We start from the raw sequence: 16,614 nt of genomic DNA on the forward strand, positions 1-16,614 counted from the left end.
CCATGGTATCAGCTTAGAATAGAGATAGTTGGTTCTTATCCGGCAAGGCTTCCAAGCAGCCGTGATTATCCAGGTACTCGATAATTGTCTTGGAGACGCGACCTCTTTGTTGAAGATCCTCTTTAGAGAGAAACTCGCCATCTTGTCTTGCATTCACAATATTGATGGCCGCATTCGTCCCGAGCCCGGGAATCGAGTTGAACGGCGGGATCAATGAATCTCCATCTATAACAAATTCAGCCGCTTGTGAACGATACAGATCTACCTTTTGGAATTTGTATCCCCGTTCACACATTTCAAGGGCCAACTCCAATACTGTTAACGTGTTCTTTTCTTTCGGAGATGCATCCAGGCCTTTGCTGTTGATTTCTTCTATCTTAGCTCTGACGGCTTGTGATCCCCTCACCATGGCTTCAATATCGAAATCCTCTGCACGAACGGTGAAGTAAGCAGCATAGTACAAGAGAGCATGATGCACTTTAAAGTAAGCAATACGAACAGCCATTAATACATAGGCAGCTGCATGTGCTTTAGGGAACATATATTTGATCTTCAAACAAGAATCAATATACCAGTCCGGTACCCCATTCTTCTTCATCTCTTCTACCCATTCATCCTGGAGTCCCTTCCCTTTACGTACAAATTCCATGATTTTAAAGGCAAGTGAAGGCTCGAGTCCTTGATAGATGAGATAGACCATAATATCATCACGACAACCGATTACTTCGCTCAGATTACAAATATTATTATGGATAAGCTCTTGCGCATTGCCAAGCCATACATCAGTACCATGCGAAAGACCTGATATTTGAACAAGCTCAGAAAATGTAGTCGGTTTCGTATCCTCAAGCATTTGACGAACAAATCGTGTACCAAATTCCGGGATTCCGAGCGTCCCGGTCTTACACATGATTTGTTCTTCTGTCACTCCGAGCGATTCCGTCCCACTGAAGATTTTCATTACTTCAGGATCATCTGTTGGAATGGTTTTAGGGTCTACACCAGATAAATCTTGAAGCATGCGAATCACGGTTGGATCATCGTGCCCCAGGATATCAAGCTTTAAGAGATTATCATGAATAGAATGGAAATCAAAATGTGTTGTTTTCCATTCCGAGCTTGAATCGTCAGCAGGAAATTGGATAGGGGAGAAATCGTAGATATCCATATAGTCAGGGACTACAATGATACCTCCAGGATGCTGACCAGTTGTCCTTTTTACTCCGGTACACCCGCTTACCAATCGATCGATTTCCGCTCCGCGGATTTGCAGCTGATGGTCATTCGCGTACCCTTTTACATACCCGTAGGCGGTCTTTTCTGCCACTGTACCGATTGTACCCGCTCGATAAACATTGTCTTCACCGAACAAAACCTTCGTATAGTTATGGGCATTAGGCTGATATTCACCTGAAAAGTTCAAATCGATATCAGGGACTTTGTCTCCTTTAAATCCAAGGAATGTTTCAAAGGGAATATCATGACCATCCTTTTTATAAGGAATTCCACATTCAGGACAATCTTTATTAGGCAAATCAAACCCGGACCCTACCGATCCATCATCAAAGAACTCAGATTTCTTGCAAGATGGACATACATAGTGGGGAGGTAAAGGATTTACTTCCGTTATTTCTGTCATCGTGGCTACAAAAGAAGATCCTACTGATCCACGGGATCCTACAAGGTACCCATCATCCAATGACTTTTTCACGAGCTTATGTGAAATTAAATAGATGACTGCGAATCCATGCCCTATAATACTCTTTAATTCCTTTTCCAGCCTCGCTTCTACAATTTCAGGAAGCTCTTCTCCGTAAATGTTTTTTGCCATGGAATAACTCATGCGCCGCATTTCTTCATCTGCCCCTTCAATTTTAGGCGTATAAAGATCATCTCTGATTGGTTTAATTACGTCTACGAGATCGGCTATTTTATTGGAGTTATCCACAACAATTTCTTTCGCTTTTTCTTTCCCTAAGAAAGAGAATGCATCCAGCATCTCATTCGTTGTTCTAAAATGAACATCAGGAAGTTCATGTCGGTTTAACGGATTCGCACCGCCTTGAGAACCGACGAGAATCTTCCGGTAAATCTTGTCGTTCTCATTTAAGTAATGTACGTTACCGGTAGCCACTACAGGCTTATTCAATTTCTTACCAAGATCCACAATGTTTTTTATGATATCTTCTAGGTTCTTCTGACTTTGCACCAAATCCAACTCTATTAAATGCTGATATACTTCTTTTGGATGAACTTCCAGGTAATCATAGAATTGAGCCGTTTCCTCAACTTCTTCTTTCCCTTTTTGCATCATCCCTTCGAACACTTCGCCCTTATCACAGCCTGAACCAACAAGAATTCCCGTGCGATATTTTTGAAGCTGAGATCGGGGAATGCGCGGGACACGGAAAAAATAATTCATGTGAGATATGGATACTAGTTTATAAAGGTTCTTTAAACCTTCTTCCGTTTGAGCAATCAGTGTACAGTGATATGGTCTTGACCGCTTGTACGCATCGCCTTTCCCCATATAATCATTGAATTGATTATGATTGGTGATTCCTTTTTCGACGGCATCTTTCAGCATTTTCAATAACAGGTATCCAGTTGTTTCCGCATCATATATGGCTCGGTGATGCTGGGTCAGTTCAATATCAAATTTCTTGGCTAACGTATTTAAACGATGGTTTTTGAATTGAGGATACAATAGTCTGGCAAGCTCCAGCGTATCGATGACAGGGTTAGTCGCTTTAGGGAGTCCTGCTTTCTGATACCCTGCATTCAAGAACCCCATATCAAAGGAAGCATTATGAGCAACTAATATATCTTCTCCTACCCATTTATGATAGTCGTGAAGAACATCGTTTATTTCAGGTGCCGTTTGCACCATATCATCTGTGATCCCCGTTAATTCAATGGTAGTAGCGGATAATGGATGATGAGGGTTGGCAAACGATTCAAATTTATCAATGACCTCACCATTCTTGATTTTCACCGCGGCAAGTTCAATGACGGTATCGTAAACTGCCGAAAGTCCAGTCGTCTCAACGTCAAAGACAATAAATGTACTATCTTCTAAAGGAAGATCCCGGTCGTTATAGGCAATTGGTACTCCATCATCTACAAGATTAGCCTCTACTCCATATAGCAGTTTAATATCGTTCTTCTTGCTTGCGCTATACGCCTCAGGGAACGATTGTGCAACGGCATGATCTGTGATGGCAACCGCTTTATGACCCCATTTTTTTGCTTGAGACACTAAACTTGATACGGAAGATACAGCATCCATCTGACTCATGGGTGTGTGCATGTGAAGCTCTACCCTTTTCTCATCGGCAGGGGCTGTATCAAGTCTCAGAACAGGTTTGATTTCGTTTACATCATTGGCAATCATCACAAGGTCACGCACGAACGTATCATTTTGAATACTTCCACGGCATCGAACCCACATACCTTTTTTCATAATGTTCATAATTGCAGCGTCCTCTTTATCCCTCGAGAACATTTTGACCAGGATCGAACTGGAGTAATCCGTTACTTTAAACGTTAGTAATGTACGACCGCTTCGTAATTCACGTGTTTCACAATCAAAGACATATCCTTCGATAGCGATTCTTCGTTCCTCATCGTAAATTTCTTCAATCTTCCGGAAGTCAGCATCATCTTTAATTGTAAGACCAAGCATGAATGGACCACTAGGTGCATCACTTGCTTCCTCTTTTTCAGCCTTTTCCATTTCAATAAGAGCCTGTTTCGCTCTTTCTTGATCTTCTTTAAGCTTTTCTTCTAAAAATTTCTCATACTCATTGCTCTGTTCCTCGACCTGACTAACTTCTGCATCCAGAACCAGTTTAGGGAAGCCGAAGTTCTCGAAGGTAGAGGTGATCATGTCACCATATTTTCTCTTTAACTGAGTTGCTTCTGTATCATTGGATGCCTGAACAATGATTTTGTTTCCATTGATTTTTGGCTTTTGAGTATTTAATAATTTTAATAATGGCGGTGATATCCCTTGGATTTCTTTCACACAGTCCTGCCAATAATCTAAAATATGCTGTTCTGTGATTTGGGTATTCAACACTTTAATGGTAAATCCCACGTTTGCAATATGTTTAAAGGATGTTTGCAGTGAAATTGAGAATTTACTCCACACGTTACACGGAATGATCTCCTCAAAAGTAAAGTAAAAATGCCACTTCTTCTCCTTGCGAAACACCGCTAGTTTTTCAATTTCAGCGTTTTGAAAGTACTTTACAAAGGCATCCTCTGTTAACCCTAATTGCTTTAGCAACAGTTGGAACCTTTCTCTTTTGCCCAGGGGCTTTTCTTCCATGATTCTTTTCCCCCATTTCTAATCGTGTTATTTACAGTAGAAAAAGGGCTGACAGCTAAGGATTGCCTCCTTCAAAGTCGAGCCCTTTTATGTTTAAGAAAGAGTCTTGAATAGTTCTTGGAGCTTTGGTAGAAGCTCGTCTTTGTGCACTTCCAGCATATCTCCTGATTTTCTTACTTTTATTTCAACGATGCCTTCCCCTGCTTTCTTCCCGACTGTTATACGAATAGGGAGTCCTATCAGGTCTGAATCGGCGAATTTAACACCTGGACGCTCAGCCCGGTCATCCATTAATACATCATAACGATTTTCCTTTAATGAGTCATATAATTCGTTTGCGAGTTTTGACTGTGCGTCATCCTTCATATTAATTGGAATTAAGTGAAGGTCATAAGGTGAAAGGTTCGTTGGCCAAACCAGACCATTACCATCATTAAATTGCTCTGCAACCGCTGCAAGGGTACGTGATACACCTATGCCATAGCAGCCCATGATGATTGATTGAGATCGGCCATTTTCATCTAAGAATGAGCTACCTAAAGCATCTGAATATCTTGTCCCCAATTTGAATACATGTCCCACTTCAATTCCTTTTGCGAAAACGATCTTACCATTTCCGTCTGGTGAAGGGTCACCTTCTTGAATAAAGCGAAGATCAGCATATTGAGAAACCTCAAAATCACGTTCAGGATTCACGTTTATGAAATGGTATCCTCCTTCGTTTGCTCCGGTAACGCTGTTGCGGAGGTATTTAACTGCGTGATCGGCAACAACTCTTACCTCTTTATCCAATGAGCAAGGTCCAATCGATCCGATTTCACATCCGATGAACTCTTTCGTTTCTTCTGCAGTCGCTAATTCAACCACACTTGCATTCAAAAGGTTCTTCACTTTAATATCATTAATTTCGTGATCACCACGAGATAATACCAGTACGTAATCATCATCTACTTTAAATAGCAGCGACTTAATGCACTGAGCTTTCTCCATGGATAGGAAAGAGGATACTTCATCAATCGATTTACTATCTGGTGTTGAAACCTTTTCCAGATCAAGCATATCTTCATCCGATTTCTGATAGGAGTCAACCACTTCTGCCATTTCTATATTCGCTGCATAATCGGATGTATCGGAGTATGCAATCGTATCTTCTCCGACTTCAGATAACACCATAAATTCATGCGTATCCTTGCCACCCATCGCTCCAGAGTCGGCGATAACTGCTCTGAAATTAAGCCCGCATCGGCTGAATATATTTGAATACGCTTGAAATAACGCATCGTATGTCTCGTCCAGGCTTTCAAAGGAAGAATGAAATGAGTAGGCATCCTTCATAATGAACTCTCTTCCTCTAAGAAGACCAAAACGTGGACGCTTTTCATCACGGAATTTAGTCTGAATTTGATACATCGTAAGGGGCAGACGCTTATACGATTTAATTTCGTCCCTGACTAAACTTGTAATCACTTCCTCATGTGTGGCTCCAAGGGCAAATTCGCGATCATGGCGATCATTCATTCGCATTAATTCTGGACCATACGTTCCCCAACGTCCTGATTCTTTCCAGAGCTCAGAAGGTTGAAGAGCAGGCATAAGCATTTCGACAGCCCCCGCTGCATCCAGTTCTTCACGAATAATCTCTTCTACTTTTTTTAAAACTTTATTCCCCAATGGCAAAAAGCTATAAATACCACTGGCATTTTGTCTTATAAATCCTGCACGCAAGAGAAGCTGATGGCTCTTAATTTCTGCATCAGCCGGAGTTTCTCTAAGTGTAGGGATGAATGTATTACGTTGCTTCATCTATTAGCACCTCAGTTACCATATAAATTATTTATGTAGTGTGGGAATTTCCTTCTCACTATTTTATCTTAAATTAACAGGCAGTAACACCCTCATTTTTTTATTCTGGAGGGAGAAACTGCCTGTTCATGATTCATACGTTAAATTTTATAAGAAAAATCGTTGAATGTCATTCCATGTAACAACGAGCATCAGAACCATGAGGAGGGCAAACCCGACAAAATGGACCATTCCTTCCATTTGGCGATCCACCGGCTTTCCTCTTACCGCTTCAACAGCGAAGAAAAGAAGTCTGCCTCCGTCAAGGGCAGGGATTGGCAGAAGGTTCATAATACCCAGGTTGATACTTAAGATGGCCGCCCATCTCATCAGGTAGTATATACCTGATTTAGCCACAACATCTGTTGACTGATAGATTCCGACCGGTCCTGATAAAGCATCGATTGAGAACTCACCGGACACAAGCTTTCCTAGTAGAACAAAAATCATTTTGGTCCATTCATAGGTTTGTTGTGCACTATTGGTCACCACTTTGAGAGGGGACTTTTCAACAGGGCTATGAACTCCAATGATCCCTATTTCTTCCCCTTCTATTTCTTGAGGCTTAGGTGTGACAGGAATCTCAGTGTTAGAGCCATTACGATCCACATTAAATCGCAGCTCATCCCCTGGGTGTTTCTGTATGATTGTAACAATATCTTCCCATGTTGAAATCTCTTTACCGTCTATACTTAAAACAACGTCATTTTCCTGAAGGCCAGCTTCTTTGGCTGCCCCGTCTTCTGTTAGTTCGCCCAGAACGGGATCATTCGTTGGAACCCCTTGCAATAGACCCACAAGGATGAAAATGAAGAAGGCTAGAATAAAGTTAAAAAGAGGGCCTGCAAAAATGGCCATGGCTCTTTGAGGCAGAGATTTAGACGCAAATTGCCGATCCCAAGGTGCAATTTGTGTTTCCACTCCATCTTCAATGAACACGGCATCCCTGGAGATCGAGAAGGTTTTCAGTTCCTCCTCATCTTCCTCGTATCCACGAATATGTAGTCTATGCTCTAAATCTGCTTCTTCTACTTCAATGACACGAATGTTCGGATATCGATCTTTGTTATTCAAGACAATTTTTCTTATATTTTCATCCTGATCGAGTACAAGACCAACCCGATGTCCAGCCTTTAGCTCGACCATTTCCGGATCTTCCCCGGCCATCCGCACAAAGCCCCCAAGAGGCAGTAAGCGAATCGTATAGGTTGTTTCATCCTTTTTGTAAGAAAACACTTTAGGACCAAATCCAATGGCGAATTCACGGCATAGGATGCCTGCACGCTTAGCAAAAATTAAATGTCCAAGCTCATGGAAAAAGACTAAAGCTCCAAAAATAACAACAAAGGCAATCACCGTTTGCAAATAAAAAACCACCTTTTTTATAACCTGTCGGTAACAGATCTAAATGTTTAAAGTCCAGGCAAACACGTCCACTATCATACTACGTTACAGATCATGTAAACATGCCCAAGTACTCTACAACCAACTTGAAACGAGTTGTCGAGTCTGTCGATCAATCTCATGTATGGTTTCAAGGTCAGGTCTATGTATCACTTGATGGGAATTCAAGGCCTTTTCAATATACGTTTCAATATCAAGGAATGATATTTTATTATCCAGGAACAAGGCAACAGCCGCTTCATTTGCAGCATTTAAAACAGTTGTCATACTACCGCCAATCCGACCAGCTTCATATGCAAATGCCAGACATCGGAATCGATTTAAATCCATTTTCTCAAAATGAAGCTTACCCATTTCAACTAAGTCCAATCTATTACCTGGTCTTCGAAACCTGTCCGGATATGTTAAAGCATATTGAATCGGCACACGCATATCAGGTGTCCCCAATTGAGCCATCACAGATGAATCATGGAATTGAATCATCGAGTGGATGATGCTTTCCCTATGTTGTACAACATCAATTTGATCATAAGGAATATCAAATAACCAATGTGCTTCAATAACCTCTAATCCCTTGTTCATCATAGAAGCAGAGTCGATGGTGATCTTCGCTCCCATTGACCAATTAGGATGATTCAGAGCCTCTTTAACCGTGACACCAACTAATTCTTCTCTCGTACGGTCTCTAAAGCTGCCCCCGGAAGCTGTAATGATCAATTTTTCAATGTTCTTATCTTGTTCTCCCTGGAGAGCCTGGAAGATAGCAGAATGTTCACTATCAACAGGTAATAGAGTGCTGCCCTTTTTCCGGGCCGCTTCCATCACCAGGTGTCCAGCTGTTACAAGAGTTTCCTTATTGGCGATGGCTATCATTTTTCCTGCCTCTATGGCCTGCAGTGTAGGATAGAGTCCCACACTTCCCAGCACTGCATTAACGAGTATGTCAGCTTCCTGATGACAGGCCACCTCCACAAGACCTTCTTCCCCATACAGGACCTTAATGGAAGAAGGTACCTCTTTGGCTAATAATTCAGCATCTTCTTTATTCTGAACAGAAACCAGCTGAGGATTGAATTCTCCAATCACTTTTCTTGCTTCTTCTATATTTCTGCCAACAGACATAGCTGTCAGTTTGAATTCTTCAGGATGCTCCCGAATTACATCAAGGGATTGTGTTCCAATAGAACCCGTAGCCCCCATTAAGCTGATCTTTTTCAACACTACACTCCTCCCGCTAGAAGCCTTCTACCTTTTTTATAAAAGAAAGTGAAGAAGGGGAAATACAAATAATAAACTATCAAAACGATCAAGCATTCCACCATGTCCAGGTAATAAATGACCAGAATCTTTTACTTTGTAATGTCTTTTCAAGGCAGATTCGACTAAGTCTCCCACTTGTCCAAAGACAGAAAGAATCCCAGTCACGATAATGAGTTTGGGAATGGACATATCAAGATCTGTGAAGAATGTCATGATGACACCGACTACGATGGCACAAATGATCCCACCTACAAAACCTTCAATGGTTTTATTCGGACTGATTTCAGGCCATAGCTTCTTTTTCCCCATCGCTCTTCCGATGAAATAAGCACCTGAGTCTGTCGCCCATATAATAAATAAAGCATAGAAAACAAACTGTACTCCTTCATCCAAACGGATCTCCATGAAGTAATAGAATCCAATCCCTACATATAAAATGCTTAATAGAGCAAATGCCACATCATCGAATGTGTAACGGTTCTTGGTTGCCACTGTATATGTTAAAAAGAGCAGCACGGCAAGAAAAGCCATTTCAATTTTGGAATAGCCAAAGTCAGCTATGATCCCAATTGCATCGGTTGGGATCAAGAAAACCCACAAAAGGGCCAGAGATAATAAACCAGGAATGGTAAAAATCCATTGCCCCCTCATCTTTAATGCCTCATATAAACTGATTGAAGCAATAAGATACATTAAAATAATAAATGGTGTTTCACCAAAAATGATGATCGGTAAAAATATCGCTGCAGCTACCACTGCTGTAATAATTCTTTGTTTCATTAGGATTCCTCGCTTTGTAACCCACCAAATCTTCTTGAACGACCTTGATATGCTTCAATTGCTTCTATTAAATGCTCTTTGCCGAAATCCGGCCACAGTACGTCTGTAAAAAAGAACTCTGTATAAGCTAATTGCCATAGCATAAAGTTACTTAAGCGGATTTCTCCACTCGTTCGAATAAGCAGGTCTGGATCTTTTAAATCTTTCGTCATCAAGTAACTCGAAAACACTTCTTCATTTAATTGGTTCTCATCTAGTATTCCATTCTGAACATCTTTTAAGACATGCTTCATGGAATCTATAATTTCTGAGCGGCTGCCATAATTTAAAGCAAAGTTTAATATTAGTCCGTTATTATGCTTCGTAGCTTCCATCGCTTTCGTGACGGCTTTCTTCGTATGGTTCGGCAGTGCATCAGGAGAACCCATCATTTTAACTTGAACATTTTCTTCTACCAATTCAGGCAGAAAAGTTCCTAGAAACTCCTCTGGCAACTTCATCAGAAACTCAACTTCCATTTTTGGGCGTTTCCAGTTCTCAGTTGAAAAAGCATAGAGTGTTAAGGCCTCTACACCTAGTTCGTTTGCCAATTTAGTGATTCTCCGCACACATTTCATGCCTTCATGGTGTCCGGCCACTCTGGGCAATGCCCTTTTTTTGGCCCATCGTCCATTACCATCCATAATAATTGCTATATGACCCGGAATAGGGTGTTTTATTAATTCTTGAAATCGATCATCCACTTCCTCGGAAGTTTGCTGTCGTTTCCATTGCTTAAGCTTGTTTAGCATAAAAAATCCTCCACCAACAATCCAAAAAATATTTACCCTTACTATCATATCAAAAAATAAGGAAGATATCTTCAAGAAAATAGATTATGTATATTCATATAGGTATCTTGAACGTTTTATACGAAGTTGTTCCGCCCCATCACAACTAATATAAACGTTCTATCAGAGAATACGAGAAGCTTGCTATCATTACGCATACTCTAAACAAGCATAAACAAAGGGACTGTCCCATAAGGAATATGAGTTCACTTATAGGTCAGTCCCTTAGGATTAGAATATGATCATTAAACTTCTAACATTTCTTGTTCTTTATCTTTGGCAATGCCATCGATCTTGACGATGCTCTCGTCTGTTGCTTTTTGAACATCATCAGAGTATCCACGAAGATCATCTTCTGTTATGTCTCCGCTCTTTTCTTTCTTCTTAAGATCGTCATTTGCATCACGACGGATGTTACGAATCGCCACTTTTGCATCTTCAGCTTCTCTTTTCACAAGCTTCACGAGTTCTTTACGACGTTCTTCCGTTAAGGCAGGAACTACGATTCGGATAATATTCCCATCACTGGTAGGTGTAATTCCAAGATCTGATTTCAAAATCGCCTTCTCAATATCACCTAAAGCAGATTTGTCATAAGGTTGGATTACAAGCATACGAGCCTCTGGAATGGAAATTCCCGCTAATTGATTCACAGGTGTAGGTGCACCGTAATAATCAACTGTGATCTTATCAAGTAGTGATGCGTTAGCTCTACCGGCACGGATACTTGCTAACTCACGAGAAAATGTTTGAATTGCTTTTGTCATTCTTTCTTTTGCATTTGCAATGATCGTATTTGGCATTATGATTTCCCCCTAACGATTGTACCTATATTCTCACCAGTGATGGCCCTCTTAATATTCCCATCCTCCATAATAGAGAATACAATAAGTGGAATATCATTGTCCATACAAAGGGAAGAAGCTGTTGAATCCATTACAGCTAAACCTTCTTTCAGAACATCTAAATAGGAAAGTTCTTCATATTTAACAGCCGTTTCGTCCTTCTTAGGATCTGCTGAATATACTCCATCTACGTTGTTCTTAGCCATAAGGATCACTTCTGCTTCGATTTCAGCTGCTCTAAGTGCGGCAGTTGTATCTGTCGAGAAGTAAGGATTTCCAGTACCTGCTGCAAAAATCACAACACGTTTCTTCTCTAAGTGGCGGATCGCTCTTCGTCTAATATAAGGCTCTGCCACCTGACGCATGTCAATCGATGTTTGAACTCTTGTTTCAATACCCAGCTGTTCAAGGCTGTCTTGAAGGGCTAAAGAGTTCATAACGGTAGCAAGCATCCCCATATAGTCTGCAGATGCACGATCCATGCCCATTTCACTACCTATCTTACCACGCCAGATATTACCTCCACCAACTACAACTGCCACTTCAACATCAAGTTCAGCAATTTCTTTTACTTCTTCTGCAACATTTTTAATGACAGAAGGATTGATTCCGAAGCCATCATCACCTGCTAATGCTTCTCCACTAAGTTTCAGAACGACACGTTTGTATTTTGGAACGCCCATGGGAACCTCCATAAAATAGAATTTTTCTTGAAAAATAGGGAACACGCTAGGTGTTCCCTACTTATAGATGTTTAACTTTAGCTGATCTTATTTGTTTACTTGGTTCATTACTTCTTCAGCGAAGTTTTCTTGACGCTTCTCAAGACCTTCTCCTACTTCGTAACGGGTGAAGTCAGTTAAAGTAGCTTTATTTGCTTCAAGGTATTGACGTACTTTTTGATCTGGATTCTTAACGAATGTTTGATCTAAGATACAGATATCCTCGAAGTATTTCCCAAGGCGACCTTCCACCATTTTTTCAACGATGTTTTCAGGTTTTCCTTCATTTAATGCTTGTTGCTTAAGTACTTCACGCTCACGCTCTACTTCTTCAGCAGAAACCTGATCACGTGAAACATATTTAGGATTTAATGCTGCAGCGTGCATAGCAACGTCTTTCGCAACATTAGCATCTGTAGTGCCTTCAACCACTGTTAGAACAGCGATACGGCCACCCATGTGCAGGTATTCACCGAAAGCAGCGTTATCATCTTTAGTACGGATTTCAAAACGACGCAGAGTGATTTTTTCTCCGATTTTAGCGATAGCAGCATTGATGAATTCACTTACAGTTGAACCATTTGTCATTTTTTGCTCATGAGCTTCCTCAACAGAAGCTGGTTTGTTAGCAAGTAAGTGGTCAGATAATTCTTTTACAAGGTTTTGGAAGTTTTCGTTTTTCGCAACGAAATCTGTTTCTGCATTTACTTCAAGAATAATTGCAGTGTTTCCTTCGCTCGCAATGTAAGTAGTACCTTCTGCTGCGATACGGTCAGCTTTCTTAGCTGCTTTCGCAATTCCTTTTTCACGTAAAAAGTCAATTGCTTTGTCCATATCTCCATCAGTTTCTGTTAACGCTTTTTTACAGTCCATCATTCCAGCGCCAGTTTTTTCACGAAGTTCTTTAACCATTTGTGCAGTAATTGCCATAGTGGGTTTCCTCCTTAGATTAACTATGTAGACTATGTCACCAATAGGTGAGAGTCAAAAATGTACTGTCTCTATAATTGAGGACAGTAAATGTGAATACTCTTTAAAAAAAGGTGATAAGGGTAAACCCTCTTATCACCTTTCATTCATTACTCAGCTGCTACAGCTGCTTCTTCACCTTGCTTAGCTTCTAAAATAGCATCTGCCATTTTACCTGTAAGAAGCTTAACTGCACGGATCGCATCGTCATTCGCAGGAATAACTACATCGATTTCGTCCGGATCACAGTTTGTATCAACAATACCCACGATAGGGATATGAAGTTTACGAGCTTCAGCTACTGCGATACGCTCTTTACGAGGATCGATGATGAATAATGCATCAGGTAGCGTGTTCATATCTTTGATTCCGCCTAAGAATTTCACTAAGCGTTCATGTTCTTTTTTAAGTTGTACTACTTCTTTCTTAGGTAGTACTTCAAACGTTCCGTCCTCTTCCATTTTTTCAATTTCTTTAAGACGGGAAATACGCTTTTGGATTGTTTCGAAGTTAGTAAGAGTTCCACCCAACCAACGTTGGTTGATGTAGTACATACCTGCACGTTCTGCTTCTTCTTTAACAGACTCCTGTGCTTGCTTTTTCGTACCGACGAAAAGAACTTTACCGCCGTTACCAGCTAATTCTTTAACGAAGTTATAAGCTTCTTCAACCTTTTTAACTGTTTTTTGAAGGTCGATGATGTAGATGCCGTTACGCTCAGTGAAGATGTATCTCTTCATTTTTGGGTTCCAACGGCGGGTTTGGTGTCCGAAATGTACACCAGCTTCTAGCAATTGTTTCATAGAAATTACTGACATGTGTGTTTCCTCCTAAATGGTTTTTGTTTTCTCCTCCGTTTCCGTCATCTTGTAGTAGAAACTATTTATCAAAAATAGCACCATCTACCTCAATCGAGAAACGTGTGTAATCACACCATGAATACTATAGCATACCTATTCAGACCAATCAAGAACTTCCTACATAATTTGACGAAATTTTAAAAGAAGCTCAATTTCTGTTTGACCTTTTCCGACAGTTTGAGCTATTTCTTCTACGGTCAATCCTTCTCTCTTTAGTGAGAGAACCTGTTGAAGAAAGGGATCTTCATTGGTTTTTACTGTTGGTTGCACCTCAAACTTTTTTTCGCCGGCTCCCATTTGTGGTGTTAATTTTTGCTGATAGGCCTTTGAAGCTTGCTTATATCCTGCTCCTGACCACTTGGGATTGGTTTGAAGCGGGGAACTGTTTACATTTTCATCATCCGTATTGTCAGTGATACGTTTTTCACTTTTAGCATGTTGATTAAATGTACGCATGAACTCTTCATTCTCTTCTTTCATTTCGATCAGATAAGTAGAGATGACATCTTCCAATTCCTTGATCATTTTCTTTTGTTCTTTTTCCATGTTAAGAAAACGATTTTGCCTTGAGTATAAAATGACGATTGCCAGCAATGCAACGATATTAAGAAGAAAAGATATAAAAAGCAGGAATGTTACCATGAAATCACCTTAGTTTAGTTTGATTTTAGTCTTTCTTAAAACTATAAAGGACTGCCCCCTTAAACTGCATTTCGTCGGAACAGTCCATCAACATCTATTGGTTTGGCTCATTTACTGTTCTGTCAATCGAGAGGGTCAAGAGCCTAATAAATTGCGCAGTTTAAAGATGGCCTTGGAATGTATTTGTGAAATACGCGATGTTGATAGTTTCATGACTTCCCCGATTTCCGTTAACGTTAATTCTTCTTTGTAGAATAAGCTTAATACAAGCTGTTCCTTTTCAGAGAGGGTTAGAATCGTTTTCTCTAACTCCGATACTTTTTCACCCTTCAACACTTCTTCTTCAGGAGAGATCGTCTTATCATCTTTAATAGAATAGCTCTGAGATTCATGATCATCATCGGTTAGTTGCTCATCCATGGAAAGAATATTGGCAAAGAAATGTTCATTGGTCGTTTGGTAAACTTCTTCCGGAGCGATTTCTAACGAAGCAGCCACTTCCTCAGCCGTCACGTGTCGCAATAAAATTTGTTCGAGTTCCACTGTTTTGGCTTCAATTTTTTTCGCCCGGTCCCTTGTTGATCGCGGAAGCCAGTCTTCTTTTCTTAGTCCGTCAAGAATTGCTCCCCGTACTCTGAAGGAAGCATATGTATCGAACTTTAGATCTCTCGTTGGATCAAACTTCTGAAGTGCATCCAGTAATCCCATCAACCCAAGACTCTTTATATCTTCTCTCGAGACGTTTCTTGGCAGCCCAACGGAAATTCGCTGAACATGATACGACACAAGTGGCATATACTTTTTCACTAACATGTCACCTGCCCGGGTATCACGACTGTTTATCCATCTCTCCCAATATAGTTGTTCATCTGTTCGAGGGGGTTGCTGAGACATAAGTATCCTCCTTGCTTACTATTTTCTTTCTTGAAATCTACTTTAAAGTATAAAACACCTTGAGTATGAGCAAACGAACTTTTTGAAACTGAACGTATACTCACAATTCCTTAGTTCCTTCATTAACTGTGCGAACATGAAGGATTCCAGTCGATGTGAAGAATTCAATGGTTCTCCCTTTATTACCACCAATGTCCTCTGCTACAATCGGAACTCGATGCTTCAAGAGGGCCACCTTAACTGCATCCGCATTCCTCGGACCTATTCTCATCACATCGCTTTTTGCCTGAAATTGAAACATTTGTGCACCTCCCGCCATTTTGCACTTAAGTCTCCCCATATTCGCTCCCCGTATTCCCAGTTGTCGAATGAGTTCCTCTATTCCCGTGTCTGCGTATTTGGCTAAGTTCATCAACGGCTCTTTCCCTATCGTAGAATGGGGGAGCATAACGTGGACCATACCTGCCAATTTGATAAGGTCATCGTATAGTACAACTCCAATGCAAGAACCCAAGCCCGATGTGCGAATTGAACTTCCATTACCCACGATATTCATATCTGCAATCCCCACCTTTACCACGGTGTGTAAAGCATTCATAACTTCACACCAAGTGATTGAAAGATGACCTCAAATGAATCCGGATCGGGTAAGAGGAAGAAATGACCTTTCACACTTTCTGATTTCTGAAATTCTTCTTCTTTCAAGGCAGTATCTATAACAATCGCATAATCACTTACCTGAGAAATTTCAAGTAATCCGAAACCGATGATGGCTCCGGCCATATCTACCGATAATGCGGGGACTGAAGGTAATAGCTTAAGATTCGTAAAGTCAGATAGGGACGACAAATAAGAACCTGAGAGAATATTACCTAACTCTTGCATAGCTGATAATCCTAATTCTGAATACGGCGGTTCACTAAATGAAAAGGAACGATCCTGTATCATGGTCCGAATATAAATAGAGGCTTGTTCAAGAGGCAACAAAAAAAACATGCTTCCCGGTGCTTCCCCTTCAATCCTTAAGAATACACTTACGACCACATTATCCGGTCCCCCTGCCATCTCCATCATTTCATCGAATGTAACAACCTGCACACTGGGAACCTTCATATCAATCTTCTTACCCAGTAGAGTGGAGAGGGCAGTTGCAGCATGACCCGCTCCAATATTTCCGATTTCTTTCAAAATATCCAAGTGCATTGACGATATTTTCTTTTCATATCCCATTCG

At 40.7% G+C, this 16,614-nt stretch carries 14 protein-coding genes; all 14 read right to left on the bottom strand.

Annotated features, from left to right (window positions below; all coding sequences use genetic code 11):
• Positions 1-13: 13 nt before the first annotated feature.
• Positions 14-4,333 carry a PolC-type DNA polymerase III gene (locus ACFQWC_RS07500; protein WP_299740919.1) on the bottom strand — a complete coding sequence of 1,440 codons (4,320 nt, stop codon included), beginning with the start codon at positions 4,331-4,333 and terminating at the stop codon, positions 14-16.
• A gap of 93 nt (positions 4,334-4,426) precedes the next feature.
• The gene (locus tag ACFQWC_RS07505; RefSeq protein ID WP_299740917.1) at positions 4,427-6,136 is read right to left on the bottom strand and encodes a proline--tRNA ligase; all 1,710 of its coding nucleotides are present in this window, start codon (positions 6,134-6,136) and stop codon (positions 4,427-4,429) included.
• Positions 6,137-6,283: 147 nt separating this feature from the next.
• Positions 6,284-7,540 (bottom strand): RIP metalloprotease RseP, encoded by a 1,257-nt coding sequence (gene rseP / locus ACFQWC_RS07510; RefSeq protein ID WP_299740915.1) that lies wholly within the window; start codon positions 7,538-7,540, stop codon positions 6,284-6,286.
• A gap of 114 nt (positions 7,541-7,654) precedes the next feature.
• A complete protein-coding gene (locus ACFQWC_RS07515) occupies positions 7,655-8,797 on the bottom strand; it encodes a 1-deoxy-D-xylulose-5-phosphate reductoisomerase (RefSeq protein ID WP_299740913.1) in 1,143 nt (380 codons plus the stop codon).
• Positions 8,798-8,833: 36 nt separating this feature from the next.
• A complete protein-coding gene (locus ACFQWC_RS07520) occupies positions 8,834-9,619 on the bottom strand; it encodes a phosphatidate cytidylyltransferase (protein WP_299740911.1) in 786 nt (261 codons plus the stop codon).
• Positions 9,619-10,410 carry an undecaprenyl pyrophosphate synthase gene (locus ACFQWC_RS07525; protein ID WP_299740909.1) on the bottom strand — a complete coding sequence of 264 codons (792 nt, stop codon included), beginning with the start codon at positions 10,408-10,410 and terminating at the stop codon, positions 9,619-9,621. The genes ACFQWC_RS07520 and ACFQWC_RS07525 overlap by 1 nt, the downstream gene beginning before the upstream one ends.
• A 284-nt stretch (positions 10,411-10,694) precedes the next feature.
• Positions 10,695-11,252, bottom strand: coding sequence for a ribosome recycling factor (gene frr / locus ACFQWC_RS07530; RefSeq protein ID WP_299740907.1), 558 nt, complete (start codon positions 11,250-11,252; stop codon positions 10,695-10,697).
• Positions 11,252-11,977 carry a UMP kinase gene (gene pyrH / locus ACFQWC_RS07535; RefSeq protein WP_299740905.1) on the bottom strand — a complete coding sequence of 242 codons (726 nt, stop codon included), beginning with the start codon at positions 11,975-11,977 and terminating at the stop codon, positions 11,252-11,254. The genes frr and pyrH overlap by 1 nt, the downstream gene beginning before the upstream one ends.
• Positions 11,978-12,064: 87 nt before the next feature.
• A complete protein-coding gene (tsf, locus tag ACFQWC_RS07540) occupies positions 12,065-12,946 on the bottom strand; it encodes a translation elongation factor Ts (RefSeq protein WP_299740904.1) in 882 nt (293 codons plus the stop codon).
• Positions 12,947-13,095: 149 nt separating this feature from the next.
• Positions 13,096-13,803 (bottom strand): 30S ribosomal protein S2, encoded by a 708-nt coding sequence (gene rpsB / locus ACFQWC_RS07545; protein ID WP_044337376.1) that lies wholly within the window; start codon positions 13,801-13,803, stop codon positions 13,096-13,098.
• Positions 13,804-13,962: 159 nt separating this feature from the next.
• A complete protein-coding gene (locus ACFQWC_RS07550) occupies positions 13,963-14,487 on the bottom strand; it encodes a hypothetical protein (protein ID WP_377106765.1) in 525 nt (174 codons plus the stop codon).
• Between the two features lie 135 nt (positions 14,488-14,622).
• A complete protein-coding gene (locus ACFQWC_RS07555; RefSeq protein WP_299740897.1) occupies positions 14,623-15,381 on the bottom strand; it encodes a FliA/WhiG family RNA polymerase sigma factor in 759 nt (252 codons plus the stop codon).
• 100 nt (positions 15,382-15,481) lie between these two features.
• The gene (locus ACFQWC_RS07560) at positions 15,482-15,979 is read right to left on the bottom strand and encodes a chemotaxis protein CheD (RefSeq protein WP_299740895.1); all 498 of its coding nucleotides are present in this window, start codon (positions 15,977-15,979) and stop codon (positions 15,482-15,484) included.
• Complete coding sequence (locus tag ACFQWC_RS07565) at positions 15,976-16,611, bottom strand: chemotaxis protein CheC (protein ID WP_299740893.1); 636 nt, start codon at positions 16,609-16,611, stop codon at positions 15,976-15,978. Before ACFQWC_RS07565 ends, ACFQWC_RS07560 begins: the two co-directional genes overlap by 4 nt.
• Between the last annotated feature and the right edge of the window lie 3 nt (positions 16,612-16,614).

This window comes from Rossellomorea sp. GCM10028870 (assembly GCF_042666755.1).
Classification (GTDB): domain Bacteria; phylum Bacillota; class Bacilli; order Bacillales; family Bacillaceae_B; genus Rossellomorea.

Bases quoted from the DNA above. Each gene is read 5' to 3' on its own strand.
- ACFQWC_RS07520 (WP_299740911.1), bottom strand. From the start codon at position 9,619: ATGAAACAAAGAATTATTACAGCAGTGGTAGCTGCAGCGATATTTTTA.
- frr (WP_299740907.1), bottom strand. From the start codon at position 11,252: ATGCCAAATACGATCATTGCAAATGCAAAAGAAAGAATGACAAAAGCA.
- ACFQWC_RS07565 (WP_299740893.1), bottom strand. From the start codon at position 16,611: ATGGGATATGAAAAGAAAATATCGTCAATGCACTTGGATATTTTGAAA.
- pyrH (WP_299740905.1), bottom strand. From the start codon at position 11,977: ATGGGCGTTCCAAAATACAAACGTGTCGTTCTGAAACTTAGTGGAGAA.
- ACFQWC_RS07500 (WP_299740919.1), bottom strand. From the start codon at position 4,333: ATGGAAGAAAAGCCCCTGGGCAAAAGAGAAAGGTTCCAACTGTTGCTA.
- rpsB (WP_044337376.1), bottom strand. From the start codon at position 13,803: ATGTCAGTAATTTCTATGAAACAATTGCTAGAAGCTGGTGTACATTTC.
- ACFQWC_RS07555 (WP_299740897.1), bottom strand. From the start codon at position 15,381: ATGTCTCAGCAACCCCCTCGAACAGATGAACAACTATATTGGGAGAGA.
- ACFQWC_RS07505 (WP_299740917.1), bottom strand. From the start codon at position 6,136: ATGAAGCAACGTAATACATTCATCCCTACACTTAGAGAAACTCCGGCT.
- ACFQWC_RS07525 (WP_299740909.1), bottom strand. From the start codon at position 10,410: ATGCTAAACAAGCTTAAGCAATGGAAACGACAGCAAACTTCCGAGGAA.
- ACFQWC_RS07550 (WP_377106765.1), bottom strand. From the start codon at position 14,487: ATGGTAACATTCCTGCTTTTTATATCTTTTCTTCTTAATATCGTTGCA.
- tsf (WP_299740904.1), bottom strand. From the start codon at position 12,946: ATGGCAATTACTGCACAAATGGTTAAAGAACTTCGTGAAAAAACTGGC.
- ACFQWC_RS07560 (WP_299740895.1), bottom strand. From the start codon at position 15,979: ATGAATGCTTTACACACCGTGGTAAAGGTGGGGATTGCAGATATGAAT.